Annotated in this window: 15 protein-coding genes; 10 read left to right on the top strand and 5 right to left on the bottom strand. The window is 68.7% G+C overall.

Annotation, left to right across the window (positions count from 1 at the left end; translation table 11 throughout):
* Positions 1 to 31 precede the first annotated feature (31 nt).
* Positions 32 to 355 carry a hypothetical protein gene (locus ASG63_RS23125; protein WP_056222554.1) on the top strand — a complete coding sequence of 108 codons (324 nt, stop codon included), beginning with the start codon at positions 32 to 34 and terminating at the stop codon, positions 353 to 355.
* A 474-nt stretch (positions 356 to 829) separates the two neighbouring features.
* On the opposite strand, the gene ASG63_RS23120 is transcribed toward ASG63_RS23125, so the two are convergent.
* The 4 genes from ASG63_RS23120 to ASG63_RS23105 form a co-directional block, all read right to left on the bottom strand.
* On the bottom strand, positions 830 to 2,041 hold the full coding sequence (locus tag ASG63_RS23120) for an NADP-dependent isocitrate dehydrogenase (RefSeq protein ID WP_056222551.1): 1,212 nt from the start codon (positions 2,039 to 2,041) through the stop codon (positions 830 to 832).
* Between the two features lie 136 nt (positions 2,042 to 2,177).
* The gene (locus tag ASG63_RS23115; RefSeq protein ID WP_056222546.1) at positions 2,178 to 3,533 is read right to left on the bottom strand and encodes a TadE/TadG family type IV pilus assembly protein; all 1,356 of its coding nucleotides are present in this window, start codon (positions 3,531 to 3,533) and stop codon (positions 2,178 to 2,180) included.
* A gap of 16 nt (positions 3,534 to 3,549) precedes the next feature.
* Entirely contained in the window at positions 3,550 to 4,203 is a 654-nt protein-coding gene (locus ASG63_RS23110) for a TadE/TadG family type IV pilus assembly protein (RefSeq protein ID WP_056222542.1), read from the bottom strand.
* Positions 4,204 to 4,210: 7 nt separating this feature from the next.
* On the bottom strand, positions 4,211 to 4,804 hold the full coding sequence (locus ASG63_RS23105; RefSeq protein WP_274534761.1) for a TadE/TadG family type IV pilus assembly protein: 594 nt from the start codon (positions 4,802 to 4,804) through the stop codon (positions 4,211 to 4,213).
* Positions 4,805 to 5,163: 359 nt separating this feature from the next.
* On the opposite strand from ASG63_RS23105, the gene ASG63_RS23100 reads away from it, so the two are divergent.
* The 9 genes from ASG63_RS23100 (at position 5,164) to ASG63_RS23060 (ending at position 15,992) form a co-directional block, all read left to right on the top strand.
* On the top strand, positions 5,164 to 5,712 hold the full coding sequence (locus ASG63_RS23100; RefSeq protein WP_055952093.1) for a formaldehyde-activating enzyme: 549 nt from the start codon (positions 5,164 to 5,166) through the stop codon (positions 5,710 to 5,712).
* 220 nt (positions 5,713 to 5,932) lie between these two features.
* Positions 5,933 to 6,607, top strand: coding sequence for a TrmH family RNA methyltransferase (locus ASG63_RS23095; protein WP_244480017.1), 675 nt, complete (start codon positions 5,933 to 5,935; stop codon positions 6,605 to 6,607).
* 59 nt (positions 6,608 to 6,666) lie between these two features.
* Entirely contained in the window at positions 6,667 to 9,006 is a 2,340-nt protein-coding gene (locus ASG63_RS23090) for a putative bifunctional diguanylate cyclase/phosphodiesterase (RefSeq protein WP_056222534.1), read from the top strand.
* 455 nt (positions 9,007 to 9,461) lie between these two features.
* Positions 9,462 to 10,259 carry a PAS domain-containing protein gene (locus ASG63_RS26710; protein WP_082559476.1) on the top strand — a complete coding sequence of 266 codons (798 nt, stop codon included), beginning with the start codon at positions 9,462 to 9,464 and terminating at the stop codon, positions 10,257 to 10,259.
* Positions 10,260 to 10,378: 119 nt separating this feature from the next.
* Positions 10,379 to 11,542 (top strand): GGDEF domain-containing protein, encoded by a 1,164-nt coding sequence (locus tag ASG63_RS23080; protein WP_056222519.1) that lies wholly within the window; start codon positions 10,379 to 10,381, stop codon positions 11,540 to 11,542.
* A 365-nt stretch (positions 11,543 to 11,907) separates the two neighbouring features.
* A complete protein-coding gene (locus tag ASG63_RS23075; protein ID WP_082559475.1) occupies positions 11,908 to 12,927 on the top strand; it encodes a PAS domain-containing protein in 1,020 nt (339 codons plus the stop codon).
* A 394-nt stretch (positions 12,928 to 13,321) separates the two neighbouring features.
* On the top strand, positions 13,322 to 14,299 hold the full coding sequence (locus tag ASG63_RS23070; RefSeq protein ID WP_162248667.1) for a PAS domain-containing protein: 978 nt from the start codon (positions 13,322 to 13,324) through the stop codon (positions 14,297 to 14,299).
* 376 nt (positions 14,300 to 14,675) lie between these two features.
* A complete protein-coding gene (locus ASG63_RS23065; protein WP_082559474.1) occupies positions 14,676 to 15,554 on the top strand; it encodes a PAS domain-containing protein in 879 nt (292 codons plus the stop codon).
* A 30-nt stretch (positions 15,555 to 15,584) separates the two neighbouring features.
* Positions 15,585 to 15,992 carry a helix-turn-helix domain-containing protein gene (locus ASG63_RS23060; RefSeq protein ID WP_056222506.1) on the top strand — a complete coding sequence of 136 codons (408 nt, stop codon included), beginning with the start codon at positions 15,585 to 15,587 and terminating at the stop codon, positions 15,990 to 15,992.
* Between the two features lie 24 nt (positions 15,993 to 16,016).
* Here the strand turns inward: ASG63_RS23060 and ASG63_RS23055 are convergent, their stop codons facing one another.
* The gene (locus tag ASG63_RS23055; protein ID WP_056222501.1) at positions 16,017 to 17,312 is read right to left on the bottom strand and encodes an O-acetylhomoserine aminocarboxypropyltransferase/cysteine synthase family protein; all 1,296 of its coding nucleotides are present in this window, start codon (positions 17,310 to 17,312) and stop codon (positions 16,017 to 16,019) included.
* Between the last annotated feature and the right edge of the window lie 10 nt (positions 17,313 to 17,322).

Here is a 17,322-nt window from a genome sequence, read left to right as displayed (position 1 = left end):
CGCCCGGGTCCTCCAGCGGAGTGGATTCGCGATGAGCCAGGGCGACAAGTCGAAGTACACCGGCAAGCAGATCCGCAAGGCGGAGCACATCGCCGAGTCCTACGAGGCGCGCGGCGTGCCCGAGAAGGACGCCGAGGCGCGGGCCTGGGCGACCGTCAACAAGGACGATGGCGGCGGCAAGAAGCCCGGCGGCTCCGGGCGGGGCAAGGCGACCCGCCACCCCGCGGCCCATCGCGGCGGCGCGGTCGGCGGCAAGGCCTCGGCCGGCCGCACGGCGGAAGAGCGCTCCGCCTCCGCCAAGAAGGGCGCCGCCACCCGCAAGCGCAACAAGGACGCCGCGCGGCACGCGTCCTGAGGATGACCTGGGTCGAGGCGTACCGGGTGGTATCGACCGTCCGACCCGACGGGGCTCGGGCGTTGGACGGACGCCTCGATCGCTGAAGGTCTCAACGCTCCCTCCCGTGCGGTCGGGGCGATCGCCGATGGCGCCGCGCCGTCAGTCCGGGGTACCGCAGGTGAGCCCGGACCCGACGGGGCGCGCCGGCAGCGTGCCATTCCAGAAGCCGCTCACGGGATGAAGTCCTGTACGACTCACGTTTCCTGATGTCGGGCTCCGTTGCGCGGCCCCTTGAAGGGGTGCTGAGCGCGGGTTTTCACCGGATGCCGCGCGCGGGCAGACGCCCCCCGACCCAGAGCGGGGAACGGTGAGGGCCCCGCAACAGAGAGAGGCGCGCACCTATCCGCGGACGCTGGACCGTATGATCCAGCGTCCATCGCAGACGATGCGTCCGCGCTACGACGTCGGCCCTCGGGCTCCGCCGGTGCCCGCTCAGGCCATCGCGGCCTTCAGGTGCTGGTCGACCTTGTCGAGGAAGCCCGTGGTCGAGAGCCAGCGCTGGTCGGGGCCGACGAGCAGGGCGAGGTCCTTGGTCATGAAGCCGGCCTCGACGGTGTCGACGCAGACGGTCTCCAGGGTCGTGGCGAACGTGGCGAGCGCCGCGTTGTCGTCGAGCTTGGCCCGGTGGGCGAGGCCACGGCTCCAGGCGAAGATCGACGCGATGGAGTTGGTGGAGGTCTCTTTGCCCTTCTGGTGCTCGCGGTAGTGGCGCGTCACCGTGCCGTGGGCGGCCTCGGCCTCGACGGTCCGGCCGTCGGGGGTAAGCAGCACGGAGGTCATCAGGCCGAGCGAGCCGAAGCCCTGGGCCACGGTGTCGGACTGCACGTCGCCATCGTAGTTCTTGCAGGCCCAGACGTAGCCGCCCGACCACTTCAGGGCCGAGGCCACCATGTCGTCGATCAGGCGGTGCTCGTAGGTGATCCCGGCCGCATCGAACTTCGCCTTGAACTCGTTCTGGAAGACCTCCTCGAACAGGTCCTTGAAGCGGCCGTCATAGGCCTTCAGGATGGTGTTCTTGGTCGAGAGGTAGACCGGGTACTTGCGGTTCAGGCCATAGTTCATCGAGGCGCGGGCGAAGTCGCGGATCGAGTCGTCGAGGTTGTACATCGCCTGGGCGATGCCGGGGCTCGGGAACTTGAAGACCTCCTTCTCGATGACCGTGCCGTCCTCGCCCTCGAACTTGATGGTCAGGCGGCCCTTGCCCGGCACCTTGAAGTCGGTGGCCTTGTACTGGTCGCCGTAGGCGTGGCGGCCGACCACGATGGGCTGGGTCCAACCCGGCACGAGGCGGGGCACGTTCTTGCAGATGATCGGCTCGCGGAAGATGACGCCGCCGAGGATGTTGCGGATCGTGCCGTTGGGCGACTTCCACATCTCCTTCAGGTTGAACTCCTTCACCCGGGCCTCGTCGGGGGTGATGGTGGCGCACTTCACGCCGACGCCGTGACGCTTGATCGCCTCGGCGGCCTGGACGGTGACCTGATCGTTGGTGGCGTCGCGGTGCTCGACGCCGAGGTCGTAATATTCCAGGTTCAGGTCGAGGTAGGGGTGGATCAGCTTGTCCTTGATCTGGCTCCAGATGATCCGGGTCATCTCGTCGCCGTCGAGTTCGACGACCGGGTTCGCAACCTTGATCTTGTCCATCTGCAGCACACCTTCCTGAGCCAGGATGTCCGGCGCCACGCAAGGCGGATGCCGAACCTGCGCCGCTCTTAGCCCGCGCGCTTCCGGGGCGGAAGCAGGCGGCTCCCTCCCGGCGCATGACAAACCTTTTGGCCTGTCAGGGACCGGCGACGAGGCGCGCCTTCCGGGTCGCCTGATCGAACATGGCGTTCAGCGCTTCCTGGATCTCGCTCGCCGAGTTCGCGGTGCGGAAGTAGCCCGACGAGGCGCAATTCTGCAGCGTGGCGGGCACGCCCGGAATCAGGGTGTTCACGAGGAGGTTCTCGTTCGTGACCACCTGATCCGGGTGGTTCGCCGGCGAGATCGGGATGTACGGAATGTAGAGAATCGAGATGGTGATGCCGCGATCCTTCAAGGGCTTGCACAGCGAGGGATCGAGGAGCCTCGCCTGGGATCCGGTCCAGCCGGTCGAGTTGTAGTAATACTGGTTGTTGTCCATCCCATCAGTGATCACGAACACGAACGGCAGCGCCCGCTTGGCACTGAGCCCGTCCCCGACGCTGGTGATCTTGTTGTTGATGATCGGGAAGACGTTCTCGTAATGCGTGCCGCCGCTCCCGCGTGGCACGGACGAATTGCCGATATCCATGTAGTTTTCGAGATTAATGGTCTTGAGCGAATCCAGATCGGCCGTCACGTCGGCCGCGGTTTCGAGATTGCTCACGAAGGGATAGAGCCCGACCCGGTACTGGTTGACCAGGGTCGCGTTGGTCTTCGCCTTGGCGATAAGACCTTGGACGGCGTTGCTGACGGTCGCGATCCGAAGCTCGATGTTGTTCTGCTTGGAGATCGCGAAGCCCTGCCAGCCGGGGAAATGGCAGGCGAAGGCGCAATTGTTCGGGCCGCCGGATTTCATGTCGGGGTTGAGCTTGGCGAACTGCGTCTGCGCCGCGCTGGAGGTCGGGAAACCCATCGAGCCGGACGTGTCGAGCAACAGGTAGAAGTCCACGTAGTTGCTCAAGGTCAGGCTGGACGTGGATTTCCCGGACACCTGAATCGCCTTCAGATCGCCCAGGACCTTGCTGAAGGGTGAGTTGAAGCTCGAGGCGTATGTCGCCCGAGCCGTTATGACCCCGGCGGTGCGGGTGACCGTGAGGTCCGGGACCAGCGGCAGGCTCTTGAGCATCGCGCCGGCATTGACCTGGAAGGCCGCCAGCCCGCGGGTCTTGGCGAGCGCCAGGGCCGAGGCGGTGGGGTCCGCCTCGTTCTTCGGGTTGGTGGAGATGTAATCGCGGGCCGTCGCGATCGCGGTGATCGTGGCCGCGTCGGCCGCGCGGTCGAAATGGGTGCGGTAGTTGATGCCGCGGACGTAATCGACGCCGAGCCCGGTCAGGCCGATCAGCGGGATCAGCGCCAGGGCGAAGACCATGAGGACATTGCCGCCCGTCTCATCGCGCAGGCGCCGCAGCAGGCGCCCTGGCGGAGAGACGGGATGCGTGGAGTCGGCGTGCATGGAACAGGCCTCGGGGTCAGGGGCAGGCATTGGCGGAGGTGCTCCCGCCGCTCGGATCGAAGGTGATGGCCGTGACGTAGCGCGGCGCGAAGTAGAAGGACTTCGCGATGTCGATCGAGCCGACGACGGATTGGAGGATGAGGGGCTTGTAGCTGAAGACCACGTCGGCCACGACGAGGAAGCCGGGGCCGAACGTGTCGCTGGGCAGCGTCGTGGGACTCGGTCCAGCCGTATTGGGCGCCGCGACGGGCGGTGTCGTGCAGGAGCGCTTCTGGCCGGACGTCCAGACGACCTTCGGCGTATAGGTACAGTTGGACGTGCAACCGGCGACGGTCGGGGTGAACTGCACCCCCGACAGCGACCATCTCAGCAGGGTCCAGACCGAGACGTTGGCGTCCTTGGCGGCGGACATGGCCTCCGGGAACATGACCAGCTGGGATCGGGAGATCGCGAGGATGTCGGTCTGGGTGATCTTGCCCGTGTCGTTGCGCGCCACGAGATCCGCCAGGGTGCTGGCGGCGAGCTCGAGCTTGCGCATGTAGATGACGTAGCGGACGAGATCGAAGGTCACCGCCGAGAGCGTGAGCAGCAGCGGCAGGATCAGCGCGAACTCGATGATGGCGATGCCGCGCCCGTCCCGTCCGAAGCGCTTGAGGGTCTGGCGGCTCATGGCGGCGTCAGCACCCTGTCGAGACGCTGGCGGTGGTGAACGGCTCGTTCCGGAACGCCACCGCCGCCCGGGCGAACACGACCGAGGTCCCGTTCCAGGTCGTGCCCAGCTTCAGGGCGATCCAGACCGGGCTGAACACCGGGACGGCGTAGAAGACCTGGAGGTAACCGTAGGTGCCGGGGGCGCCGGTGCAGTACGCCGTCTGACTGTTGTTCATCGGCACCGGCACGAGGCTCTTCTCGTCCGGGCTGACGAACACCGAGTAGCCGCCGCCCGACCCGGTCAGGGTGGTGGTCTGCAGATTGGTGACGATGTTGTTGCAGGACAGGCCGGCGATCAGGTTGGCGCAGACCACCGAGCTGCGAAAGCCGTTGGCGGTGGAGGCCGTATCGGTCAGCGCGCCGATCATGATCGTCCGGCTGGCATCGGCGGTCGCCTTTTCCAGGGCCGCGTAGCAGAAGACGTACAGGCCACCCTGAAGAATTTCGACGAACACCAGTATGAAGAGCGGCATGACGAGGGCGAACTCGACTGCCGTCGCGCCGCTCGAAGATCGGCGAAAGCGGCTTACCCAGCCTGTTTTCTTGGCGCCGCAGGACATGGGAGTGCCGAAACCGATCGCATTCTGATGTTGCGGGTCGCTTGGCCTTGCCATCACGCTCCGACGGGGCGGTTCCTCTGATGTCCTGACGAACAGCCGATGAAGAGGTCCCGTATCGCTCAGCGATGCATGGCGAGCCTTAAGGTCGAATTACTGCGATCCGCGACGGTCGCCCGCATCCCCGATGCCCTGTGGATCGGCCGCGGGCCACGTACGACCCGGGCGGCGCGGACGGCGTCAGAAGGCGCGGCGGGGCCCCATGCGGCCATGGGGCTGGACATTGACGCCGACACGCGGAATCTGCCCGCCACGCGGCACAGCCCCCGCCGTCCTGTCCTCCGCTGTCCTGAGAGAGCCCCATGAGTGAACGCATCATCCTTCGCGCCGGCGAGGCCCTGGTCGCCGGCGGACCGCCGAACACGGCGTCCGAGCCCGAGGTGATCATCGGCGAACTCGACGGTCCGGTGGGCACCGCCCTCGCCACCCTCACGGGCGATCAGGTCGTCGGCCACAGCCGCGTCTTCGCGCTCCTCAACACCGACATCATGGTGCGCCCCGTCACGCTCTGCGTCTCGAAGGTGAGCGTCACCGAGAGCAAGTACACCTCGATCCTGATGGGCACGGTGCAGTTCGCCATCGCCAACGGCGTGCTCGATGCGGTGCGGGCCGGCTACATCCCGAAGGAGAAGGCCAACGACCTCGGCATCATCTGCTCGGTCTGGCTGAGCCCCGGCGTGATCGAGGCCGAGACCGTCGACCACAAGGCGCTGTTCGACATCCAGCGCCGGGGCATGACCGAGGCGATCCGAAAGGCGATGACCAACGAGCCCTCGATCGACTGGCTCCTGGAGAACCAGGACAAGATCATCCACAAATACTACCAGATGGGCCTCGACGGAAAGATCTGAGTCCGCTCGGGCCTCCCCGGGCCGGCGGCGCTTGGCCGTCGCGCCCGCCTCGTGCAAGACGGCGCGAATGAGCTCCGACCCGCACATGCCCGATCCCATGCCGACCGATCCCGCAACGACCGACCCCGTGACCACCGGCGCCGCGGCGGCCGAACCCGCCCCATCCTCCGCCGGGCCCGTAATCATCCTGGTCCAGCCGCAACTGGCCGAGAACATCGGCATGACCGCCCGGGCCATGGCGAATTTCGGGTTGTCGGAGCTCCGCCTGGTGGCGCCGAAGAACGGCTGGCCGAAGAAGGGCGTGCGCGAGGCGGCCTCGGGCGCCACCCACATCCTCGACGGCGCGGTGGTCTACGACACCCTCGGCGAGGCGATCGCCGACCTGCACTACGTGCTGGCGACGACGGCTCGCGAGCGCGGTCAGATGAAGCGGGTCTTCGCGCCCGACGAGGCCATGCGCGACGTCGCGGGCCGCGCCGGCCAGCGGGTCGGCATCCTGTTCGGACGGGAGCGCTCCGGCCTCGACAACGACGAGGTCTCCCGCGCCGACGCCATCGTGACCTTCCCGGTCGATGCCCGCTTCTCCTCCCTGAACCTGGCCCAGGGGGTGCTGCTCATGAGCTACGAGTGGCGCCGGGCAGCCGGCCTCTCCGTGCTGCCCTTCACCGGCGAGATGCTGTCGCCGCCCGCGACCCGGGAGGCGATGGCCTCGCTCTTCACGACGCTGGAGGACAGCCTGGCGGCCGCCGGCTTCTATCCGCCGGAGAAGCGGGACATCATCGCCCGCAACATGCGCGACATGCTTCATCGCATGGCCATGACCGAGCAGGATGTGCGCACGATGCGGGGCGCGCTGCGGGCCCTGACGGCACGCGGGCCGCGCGCTGTGAAATAAAAGCCCAGGCCAGGCGCTCTTAACCCCTGCGCGATCTTTGCGTGTCACGGTCGGGCGTCATGACGACCGAACGGCTCATCACTCCTGCGGGCGCATTCGCCTCCCGTGCCCACGAAACGGCGTTCCGGGCGGAGCGGCTCCCCAGGATTCTGCGCCACACGCGGGCGGTCCTGTGCGCCTCCCTGGCGATCGACCTCCTGCTCCTCGTCGACGACCTCAGCCTGATCGAGGCCCGCAGCGGGATGCGGGCGATGCTGGTCACGCATCTCGGCCTCGTGGCGGCGACGCTCGGCGGTCTGGTCGCCCTGCGGTCCGTCAAGGACTTCGCGCAGCTGCAGCGATGGCTCCTCCCGTGGCAGGCCGCCGCGAGCCTGGGCCTCGGCGCCCTCTGCGTGGCGCGCCCCGAAATTCCGGTCCTGGCGGCGCTGCTGGTGCCGACCGCGTTGATGCTCGTCGTGCCCCTGAGCTTCATTCGGACGGCGGTCACCGGCAGTGTGTCGGCCCTCGTCCTGCTGTCGGGCTTCCTCGCCATGCGATCCCCCGGCGAGGTGAGCCTCGCCCTGGCGATCGAGTTCGTCCTCGGCCACCTGACGATCCTGCTCTACATCGCCCGGTCGAACCGCCTGCGCCGCCTGGAATGGGCGGCGGCCGACGTGGAACGCAGGGCGAGCCTGGAACTCGCGGAGAGCCGGGAGCTGTTCGAGACGATGTTCCGGGCCGTGCCGGTGCCGATCGTGGTCTCCCGGGCGGCCAACGGGCAGATCGTCAGCACCAACGATGCCGGCGTCCAGTTCTTCGGGCTCGCCCCCGGCGACACCCTGGCGAACTACGCGAACCGCGACTTCCTCGCTGGCGCCGACCGCCGCCGGATGCAGGCGGTGCTGGACCGGCGCCAGGCGATCCGCGACTGGGAGGCGAGCATCGTCGTCCTCACCGGGGAGCGCCGCGACGTGCTCCTTTCGATCGAGTGCGTCCAGATCGACGGCATCGCCTGTCACGTCTCCAGCCTCGTGGACATCACGAGCCGCAAGGCCGCCGAGGCGCAAATCCGCTCGGCCGCCCATCACGACGTGCTTACGGGCCTGCCCAATCGCGCGCTGTTCCAGGCCACCCTGGAGACCGCCCTGGCGCGGGCGGAAGCCCAAGCCGCTGCGGTCGGCCTGATCCTTCTCGACCTCGACGCCTTCAAGGAGATCAACGACACCCTCGGGCACGATTCCGGGGACGCCCTGCTCAAGGAGGTCGCCCTGCGCCTCTGCGGCGTGATCGAACCGGACGACCTCGTGGCGCGCCTCGGGGGCGACGAGTTCGTCGTGATCTGCACCGGCCGCGATGCGGCGGGGCGACCCCGCATCCACGACCTCGCGGAGCGCATCCTCGACGTCCTGCACCCGCCGATGCCGATCAGCGGGCGGATCGTGGCGCCGCGCGCGAGCCTCGGCCTCGCCCTCTACCCCGACCATGCCGGGAACTCGGCCGACCTCTTCACCAACGCGGACCTCGCCCTCTACGCCGCCAAGGCCTCGGGGCGGAACCGCGCGACGCTGTTCGTGCCGGCCCTGCGGGCGAACATCGAGGAGCGGGTGGCGATGACTCGCGAGATGCGCGCGGCCCTCGACGGGGGCGGCGGCCTCGAGCCCCACTACCAGCCGAAGATCAACCTGCTCTCGGGGGCGGTGATCGGATTCGAGGCTCTGGCGCGCTGGCACCATCCCGTCCGCGGCCTCCTCGCTCCCGGCGCCTTCTCGGCCGTCTTCGACGATCCCGAGATCGGTGTCGCGGTGGGCGACGTCCTGCGCCGGCGGATCATCGCCGACCTCCTGCACTGGATCAGCCTCGGGCTCGATCCCGGCCGCGTCTTCCTCAACCTCTCGACGGCGCAGTTCGCCCAGGGTGACCTGGCCGGGACCTTCCTCGACGACGTCGATTCGGCCGGCCTGGCACGCAGCCGGATCGGGGTCGAGGTGACGGAGACCGTCCTCCTCGGCAGCCACGGCGACCGGGTCAGCGACGTGCTGGCCGAGCTGCACGGCTCCGGCATCCGGGTCGCCCTGGACGATTTCGGCACCGGCTACGCCTCGCTCACCCACTTGAAGCAGTTCCCGGTGGACGAGATCAAGATCGACCGCAGCTTCATCCGGGACCTGGAGCGCGACGCCAACGACGCCGCCATCGTCACCGCCGTGCTGCAGCTCGGCCGCAGCCTCGCCCTCGACGTCACCGCCGAGGGCGTCGAGACGGCGGAGCAGGCCGCTTTCCTGCGGGACGGAGGCTGCACCAACGTCCAGGGCTATCTCTACGGAAAGCCGATGCCGGCGAGCCGCGTCCCCTGGTTCCTGCGCAACCGCCCGGACCTGCTGGGCGACGCGGAGGCGGAGCCCACCCTGCGGATCGCCTGAAGCGGGCGCGCGGACCACGGACGGTCCGACGCCGCGCGTTCGCCGGTCGCCCGCGGGGGCCGGACTTCACGGCGCATCCCCCGGATGTGCGGCGAACGATCGGCCTTTCACTCCCTTGGCCGGCCCGCTGCGATGCCGCGGAGCCGCCGAAGCGGTCGAGGCCTCAGGCCCCGGATCATGGGAGCCGGTCGCCGCCCGCGCCGAGGGCGACCACCGCGACTCGAAATCGTCCGATGACATCGGTGTCCGGCGTGTCGGAACGGGAATCTCCCCAATAATAACCGCCGAAATGGGTCATAAAGAACTAATTTTGTCCACAAACGGCAGCTTATCCGGTTAGCTAGTCTGATTTGCGGACTTGCTCGATTGATGACACTATCATTTGAGAAGGTGCAGCAGGCCGTGACGACATGCAGGTCGACAATCTCAAGTTTTCTCCAGCCTAGTTTTTAAACCTGATTGAAAGCCATGGGCTCACTGGCACCTGGGGTTGGCAGTTTGCCGACAACCAGCAGGTCTGGTCGTCCGGCCTGTACCATCTCCTGGGCCTCGACCCTCGGACCACGCGGCCGAGCTACGAGCTGCTGGTCGGACTGGTCCTCACGGAGGATCGCGCGAAACTGGCGACCGGGGCCGACCTGATCCAGGGTACTGCCCTCGGCAGCCAGACGGTGCGGTTTCGCCGGCCGGATGGCGCGATGCGGGTCCTGTCGGTGCGAAACGAGATCTATTTCGACCCGGACGGGCGACCGCGCGGGGCCGCGGGCGTCGTCCTGGACGTGACGGACCACGAAAGCCTCCGGCAGGCGCGCTTGGTCGACCAGCGCCGCAGCCGGGTCCTGTTCGGAGACGAGGGCACGCCGAGCCTCTTCGGCGATGCCGCCCTCCCATTCCCCGAAGCGCCGGTCCCGGTGGATTCGGGCGGCGGGGCGGAGGACTGGGCTGGCCTCACTCGCTCGCTTGAGGCGGACGCGCACCCGCCCGGCCCGCCGTTCGACGAGGCTCTCGACGGGGGAATCGACGGGCGTCACCTGCGCGCCGCCCGCGCCCTGCTGGACTGGTCGATGACCGATCTTGCGAAGGCCGCCGGCCTTTCCCTGTCGACGGTGAAGCGCATGGAGGAGCATCTCGACAACACCGCCCAACAGTCCCGGCACAAGGCGGTCGAGACGCTGCGCAAGGCGGGGATCCGGTTCTCGCGTCTGGACGGCGGCGTCATCGGCATCGGGCACCGGGAGGAGGCATCGACCTGACCCGGCGCGGGCACCGGCGGGCCCTTAACATTGCGGGAACTATGTCGACGATTCGCGTGGAACCGTAAGGGACCTGGCGTAACCGAGCCGGTAAGCTTTGCCGCGAGACAGGCAAAGCGATGCAGATCGATCTCCAAACCCTCTGGTACCTGACGATCGGGACGCTGCTGGTGTCGACGTCGCTTCTGCTCTGGGAGCGGCAGGCCCACCCGGCGCGGGCGCAGGGGCTCGCCGTGCTGGCTGCCGGTCTGGTGGCCTTTGTCCTGGGCTGCGTCGTGGCGATGAACCGCGGCCGCGTACCCGTCGCCCTCGGCATGGCAGCGACCAACCTCCTGATGGTGTCGGGCTACCTCCTGGTCCTAAACGCCGCGGCGAGCCTCGACGGGTGGCGGCACCTCCGCGCCTCCCTCGCCGCGCTGGCCGGCCTCGCGGTCCTGTGGGCGCTCGCCGGGACGCAGTTCCCGACCGCGTTCTGGAACCACGTCTCGGCCCTGCCCATCGCGCTGGCCTGCGGCCTGACGGCGTGGATCCTCCTGCGCAGCCGCACGGCCCGGGGATTGCGATCCCGGCCGGTGGCAGTCGCGATCTCGGCCGTCCACGCCGGGTTCTACCTCGGCCGCGCCTTCGTCGCCCCCGTCCTCGTCCAGTGGTACGGCCCGGACATGCTCGTCGTCGTGGCCAAGGCGACGATGGTCGAGGCCGTCCTGTATTCGGTGGCGATGCCGATGTCGTTCCTCGCCCTCGTCCGCGAGGAGGAGAAACAGCACCTCCTGCGCCTGTCGCACACGGACCAGCTCACGGGGCTGGCGAACCGCCACGCCTTCTTCGAGCAGGGGAGCCGGATCCTGCGGGAGCAGCAGGGCCGCCCCGTCGCGCTCCTGGCCTTCGACCTCGACCACTTCAAGGCGATCAACGACCGCTACGGCCATCTGGCGGGCGATGCGATCCTGAGGCTGTTCGCCGAAACCGCCCGCGCGGGCGCGGGCCCCGACGCGCTTCTGGTTCGTCTGGGTGGCGAGGAGTTCGCCGCGCTCCTGCCCGACTGCGACCGGCTTCAGGCCCTGAGCCGCGGCGCCACCATCGCCAGCCGCTTCGCCGCCGCGGCCGCGCGGGCGGAAGGCCCCGGGATTCCGGCGACCGTCAGCATCGGTCTTGCGGCGCCGGATCACGGCGACCTCACCACGATGCTGGCCAGCGCCGATGCGGCCCTGTATCGGGCCAAGGGACTCGGCCGCAACCGCATCGAGGCCGCGGGCCCGCCGACCCTCTCCGCCGCGGCCTAGAGTTTGTCAGGGATCAGCGGAAGCGGGTGATCCCGAAACGACAAACGACGAGACAGAATTTCAGGCCGGGCTCCAGCACCACGCCTCCGGCTCGTGCGCTCCGGGCAGGCGTGTCGGCCGATGCGCAGGAGCGACGGGCACCGCTTCGGGTTCACGACGCGCGTCCCCCCTGCAACCGGCCCACCACGCCGTCAGAGCTGCCGCGTCGCTGCGGATCTTCGGCGGTCGGCCTAAGGCCGCCGAAGGTTACACCTGCGAACAAATAAATAAAGACTTCTGCATGTCTTGCTTTGTATTGCGTACGACGCCGGACGGACACTATACAGCGGCCATGTCCGTCGTTGGTGTTGCCCGGCACGACACAGATGAATGTTGAAAGCCTTGGATTCGCGTCCCAGTATTTGCTGAACCTGATCGAGAGCCAGGGCGCCACCGGGACCTGGGGCTGGCGCTTCGCCGACAACGATCATGTCTGGTCACCGGGCCTGTTCCGCGTGCTGGGCCTCGATCCGCAGAGCACCCGGCCGGGCTACGACCGTCTGCTCGGCCTGCTCCATCCGCAGGACCGGGAGCGGGTGGAGACCGGGCTCGACCTGATCCAAGGCGTGACGTTCGGCCAGAAGACCGTCCGCCTGCTCCGCCCGGACGGCGCGGTCCGCGTGCTGTCGGCCCGGACCGAGATCTATCTGGCGGCGGACGGACGCCCCCGCGGCGCGGCCGGGATCGTGCTCGACGTGACGGATCAGGAGCGGCTGCAGCAGGCGCGCCAGGCCGATTTGCGGCGTCGGCGCGCCCTGTTCCAGCAGGGGCGGGCGTTCCTGTTCTCCAACGATCCGGACTACGCGTTCTCCATGCCCCGGGAGGCCAGCGATCTGACGGGCCTCTCGCTCGCGGACATCTCGGCCGACGGCTTCCTGTGTGTGGTCCATGAAGAGCGCGAGCACTGGCGCGAAGGCAGCATCGAGGGACAGCTTTCGGGGCGGGCGCACGTGACGAGACCCGTCCTGCACCTCGCCGGCGGCGATCGCGGGCCCTTCGAGGTGTTCTCCGTTCCGCTTCGCGACACGGACGGCGTGGTGGTGGAGTGGAGCAACCTGACGCGCCCGATCGGATCGCACAGCCCCCTGGCCAGCGACCCGTTCCGCGAAGGCCTGCAGCAGGCGATCGACAGGCGCCACCTGCGCGCCGCCCGCGCCCTGCTGGACTGGTCGATGACCGACCTCGCCCGGGCCGCCGGCCTCTCGCTCTCCACCGTCAAGCGCATGGAGGAAGACATCGGGGCGATCGCGGAGCGGTCCCGCCACAGGGCCGTGGACGCCCTGCGCCGGTCCGGCATCCGCTTCTCCCTGATGGAGGGCGGGGTCATCGGCGTCGGCCTGACCTGAGCCGTCTCGCCGGCCGAGGGGAGGGGTGCGGCCCGAGCCGGGCCAGGGCCTGCGCGACGTCGGCGTTGGGGGCCTCGACGGTCTCCAGGCCGATCGCGCGGCGCACCGTCCCAGGGGCCGCCCGGCGCGGCGGAGGGGTCGGCCGTCGCGCAGGAGAGGCGGGAACCGCGTCGGGTTCACGACGACCGTCGCTTCCGTCGCCGGCCCGCCACCCTTCGCGCACCGCAATGTTGCGGCGGATCATCAACACCCCGCAAAATATACCTGAGGTTTACAAGGACCCCGCCGCATCTCATACTCTAGGTTTGCTGGGCCTCCATTGCACGCCACGCCACCCTGATACTATACCTTGGAGACGTTCTTATTATTTTTACTCGGCACCTCACGAATGAATTTGGAAAGCCTCGATTTCGCGTCCCCCTATTTTCTGAACCTGATCGAGAGCCAGTGCGTCGCTGGGACCTGGGGCTGGCGCTTCGCCGACAACCACCATGTCTGGTCGACGGGCCTGTTCCGCGTGCTCGGCCTCGACCCGCAGACCACCCGGCCGGGCTACGACCGTCTGCACGGCCTGATCCATCCGCAGGACCGGGAGAGGGTAAAGACCGGCGCCGACCTGATCCGGGGCGTGACGCTCGGCCAGCAGAGCGTCCGCCTGCTCCGCCCGGACGGCGCGATCCGCGTGCTGTTGGCCCGGAGCGAGATCTACCTGGCGCCAGACGGACGTCCCCGCGGGGCGGCCGGGGTCGTGCTCGACGTGACGGATCAGGAGCGGCTGCAGCAGGCCCGCCAGGCCGAGCAGCGGCGCCGGCGAGCCCTGTTCCAGCAGACGCGGACGCTGGCCTTCTCCAGCGATCCGGAGCGCCGATTCACCTTCCCCCAGGAGGCCTTCGAATTGACCGGCCTTTCGCCGGACGAAATCGCAGCCGATGCCTTCCGGACGATCCTGGGCGAGGAGCGGGAGCACTGGCGTGACGTGAGCATCGCAGCCCAGTCAGATGGGCTCGCCCATCGGCTGACGCCGCTGCTCCATATTGCCGGCGGCAATCGTGAGCGCTTCGAGGTGTTCACCGTTCCGCTCCGCGACGCGGCCGGCGTGGTGGTGGACTGGAGCAGCCTGACCCGTCCGCGCGAAGGCCTGGAGCAGGCGATCGACGGGCGCCACCTGCGCGCCGCCCGGGCCCTGCTGGACTGGTCGATGACGGACCTCGCCCGGGCCGCCGGTCTCTCGCTCTCCACCGTCAAGCGCATGGAGGAGAACGTCGCGGCGATCGCGCAGCGCTCCCGCCACAGGGCCGTGGACACCCTGCGCGGCTTCGGCATCCGCTTCTCCCTGATGGAGGGTGGGATCATCGGCGTCGGCCTGCGCTGATCGGGCTTCGCACACCCGGAGCGGTGCCTGGTTCGCCACGTCGGCGCGGCGCTCGCGCAAGGCCCGGATCCCCCATCCCGGAGGGATCGGACGGATCGGATGCGCGCCGGTCCGCCGGCCGAGGGGCGAGCCCGCCCTCGCTGAGCCCGGGGCCTCCACGACATCGGAGGTCAAGTCCCCGACGGCGTCCGGCCGGCCCGCAACGAGCGCCGCACTATCGCGGCGAATTGCCGGCATATCCAGAAACATACCTTAGGTTATCAAGACACGGAGCGGGTGCTGAACTCTAAGTTTTTCATCCCTCGATTTCGCCATATGCCAAGCGGATACTATAAGGACGAGGCGGTTTTTGGTGTTGGGTACCGGCGTCATAAGGATGAATCTGGAAAGTCTCGAATTCGCGTCCCCGTATTTTTTGGACCTCATCGAGAGCCAGGGTGTCACCGGGACCTGGAGTTGGGGCTTCCCCGACAACCATCACGCCTGGTCGCCGGGCCTGTTCCGCGTGCTCGGCCTCGACCCCCAGACCACACGGCCGGGCTACGAGCGTCTCCTCGGCCTGATCCATCCCCAGGACCGGGAGGGGGTGGAGACCCGCGCCGACCTGATCCAGGGCGTGACGCTTGGCCAGAAGACCGTCCGCCTGCTCCGCCCGGACGGCGCGATCCGCGTGCTGTCGGTCCGGTGCGAGATCTATCTCACGCCGGACGGGCGCCCCCGCGGGGCGGCCGGGGTCGTGCTCGACGTAACGGATCAGGAGCGGCTGCAGCAGGCACGCATGGCCGAGCAGCGGCGCCGGCGGGCCCTGTTCAACGAAAGGCGGACCCTGTTCTTCTTCAGTGATCTGGCTATCGGTCTCGATTTCACACAGGAATTCTGCGACCTGACGGGCCTCTCGGCTTCTGAGATCGCGACAGATGCTTTCCAGACGATCACGCATGAGGAGCGTGAGCACTGGCGTGCCCATGGCGGCGAAGCGTTCAGTGCGGGCCTCGCCTACCGAGCGACACCTCTCCTGCGCATCATGCGCCACGGACGGGAGCGTTTCGAGAGTTTCGTCGTCCCCATCCGAAGTTCGGGCGGGGAGATCCGGGAATGGGCCGGCATCACCCGGCCGATGGGCTCGATGACGTCGCCGGTCAGCGACCAGTTTCGCGAAGGCCTGGAGCAGGCGATCGACGGGCGCCACCTGCGCGCCGCCCGGGCCCTGCTGGACTGGTCGATGACGGACCTCGCCCGGGCCGCCGGTCTTTAGCACCGCCGCCTCCCGGGTCAGGGCGCCGAAATGCTCGCCCATCGGCTGACGCCGCTGCTCCATATTGCCGGCGGCAATCGTGAGCGCTTCGAGGTGTTCACCGTTCCGCTCCGCGACGCGGCCGGCGTGGTGGTGGACTGGAGCAGCCTGACCCGTCCGATCGGATCACACACCCCTTTGGCCAGCGACCAGTTTCGCGAAGGCCTGGAGCAGGCGATCGACGGGCGCCACCTGCGCGCCGCCCGGGCCCTGCTGGACTGGTCGATGACGGACCTCGCCCGGGCCGCCGGTCTTTCGCTCTCGACCGTTAAGCGCATGGAGGAGAACGTCGGGGCGATCGCGCAGCGCTCCCGCCACAGGGCCGTGGACGCCCTGCGCCGGTCCGGCATCCGCTTCTCCCTGATGGAAAGCGGAGTCATCGGCGTCGGCTTGACCTGAGCCGTCCCGTCGGGCGCGCAGCCCTCAGCCGATCTGCGCCAGGGCCTGATCGACGTCGGCGATGAGGTCATCGACGCTCTCCAGGCCGATGGAGAGGCGCACTGTCTCGGGGCCGACCTTGGCGGCCGCCTTGTCGGCGGGGCTGAGCTGGCGGTGGGTGGTGGTCGCCGGGTGGATCGCCAGGGACTTGATCTCGCCGATGTTTACGAGGTGCGAGATCAGCTTGAGGCCCATGATGAACTGGACCGCCGCCGGCTCGCCGCCCTTCAGCGCCACGGTGAAGATCGAGCCCGGCCCCTGCGGCACGTAGCGGGCGGCCATCGCTTCGCCCTCCTGGCCGGGGAGGGCGGGATAGCTGACCCAGGCCACCGCCGGGTGGTCCTTCAGGAAGGCCGCCACCGCCTTCGCGTTCGAACAGTGCCGCTCCATCCGCAGGGGCAGGGTCTCGACGCCGGTGAGCGTCAGGAAGGCGTTCATGGGCGACAGGCCGGGGCCGAGCTCGCGCATGCCGAAGACGCGGCAGGCCGAGGCGAAGGCGAAGTCCGGGAAGCGCTCGGTGAGCACGAGGCCGTCATAGTCGGCCCAGGGCTCGCTCATCAGGTTGTAGCGGCCGGGGATCGCCGCCCAGTCGAAGCGCCCGGCGTCGCAGATCACGCCGCCGATGGTCTGGCCTGAGCCGCCGAGGAACTTCGAGGTCGAATGGATGACGATGTCGGCCCCGTGCTCGATCGGCCGGATCAGGGCCGGGGAGGCGAGGGTGTTGTCGACCACGAGCGGCAGGCCGTGGCGGCGCGCCACCGCGGCGATGCCGGCGAGATCCATCACGGTGGCGCAGGGGTTGACGATCGACTCGCAGATGATCGCCCGGGTCTCCGGGGTGATCGCGGCCTCGAAATCGGCCGGGGTCAGGCCCTTGGTGAACTGGGGCTTGAGGTCGTAGCGCCCGTCGAGGCGGTTCATCAGTCCCAGCGAGCCGCCGAAGAGGCGCGAGGAGGCGACGTAGGCCTCGCCGCTTTTCATCAGGGTCATGAGCACCATCAGCACGGCCGACTGGCCCGAGGCCACCGCCACGGCGGCCTTGGCGCCTTCCAGCGCGGCGACGCGGCGCTCCAGGGCGGCCACCGTCGGGTTGGAGCCGCGCGAGTAGGAGAACCCGGTGCGGCGCATGGCGAAGATGTCCGCCGCCTGCTGGGTGTCCTCGAAGACGAAGCCGTTGGTGAAGTAGATCGGCTGGGCCCGGGCGCCGGTGGCCGGGTCGGGGGCGGCGCCGGCATGGATCGCCTGGGTGGCGAAGCGATGGGTCTGGGTCTCGGTGGCCATCGGGGCCTCC

It is taken from the genome of Methylobacterium sp. Leaf94 (genome assembly GCF_001426045.1).
In the GTDB taxonomy this organism is placed as follows: Bacteria; Pseudomonadota; Alphaproteobacteria; order Rhizobiales; family Beijerinckiaceae; genus Methylobacterium.
Note: the sequence above shows the minus strand (reverse complement) of the source record. Positions and strands in the feature narration are given on the sequence as shown.

Coding starts and splice junctions, on each gene's coding strand:
- ASG63_RS23125 (WP_056222554.1), top strand. CDS start 32: ATGAGCCAGGGCGACAAGTCGAAGTACACCGGCAAGCAGATCCGCAAG.
- ASG63_RS23120 (WP_056222551.1), bottom strand. CDS start 2,041: ATGGACAAGATCAAGGTTGCGAACCCGGTCGTCGAACTCGACGGCGAC.
- ASG63_RS23115 (WP_056222546.1), bottom strand. CDS start 3,533: ATGCACGCCGACTCCACGCATCCCGTCTCTCCGCCAGGGCGCCTGCTG.
- ASG63_RS23110 (WP_056222542.1), bottom strand. CDS start 4,203: ATGAGCCGCCAGACCCTCAAGCGCTTCGGACGGGACGGGCGCGGCATC.
- ASG63_RS23105 (WP_274534761.1), bottom strand. CDS start 4,804: ATGTCCTGCGGCGCCAAGAAAACAGGCTGGGTAAGCCGCTTTCGCCGA.
- ASG63_RS23100 (WP_055952093.1), top strand. CDS start 5,164: ATGAGTGAACGCATCATCCTTCGCGCCGGCGAGGCCCTGGTCGCCGGC.
- ASG63_RS23095 (WP_244480017.1), top strand. CDS start 5,933: ATGACCGCCCGGGCCATGGCGAATTTCGGGTTGTCGGAGCTCCGCCTG.
- ASG63_RS23090 (WP_056222534.1), top strand. CDS start 6,667: ATGACGACCGAACGGCTCATCACTCCTGCGGGCGCATTCGCCTCCCGT.
- ASG63_RS23080 (WP_056222519.1), top strand. CDS start 10,379: ATGCAGATCGATCTCCAAACCCTCTGGTACCTGACGATCGGGACGCTG.
- ASG63_RS23075 (WP_082559475.1), top strand. CDS start 11,908: ATGAATGTTGAAAGCCTTGGATTCGCGTCCCAGTATTTGCTGAACCTG.
- ASG63_RS23065 (WP_082559474.1), top strand. CDS start 14,676: ATGAATCTGGAAAGTCTCGAATTCGCGTCCCCGTATTTTTTGGACCTC.
- ASG63_RS23060 (WP_056222506.1), top strand. CDS start 15,585: ATGCTCGCCCATCGGCTGACGCCGCTGCTCCATATTGCCGGCGGCAAT.
- ASG63_RS23055 (WP_056222501.1), bottom strand. CDS start 17,312: ATGGCCACCGAGACCCAGACCCATCGCTTCGCCACCCAGGCGATCCAT.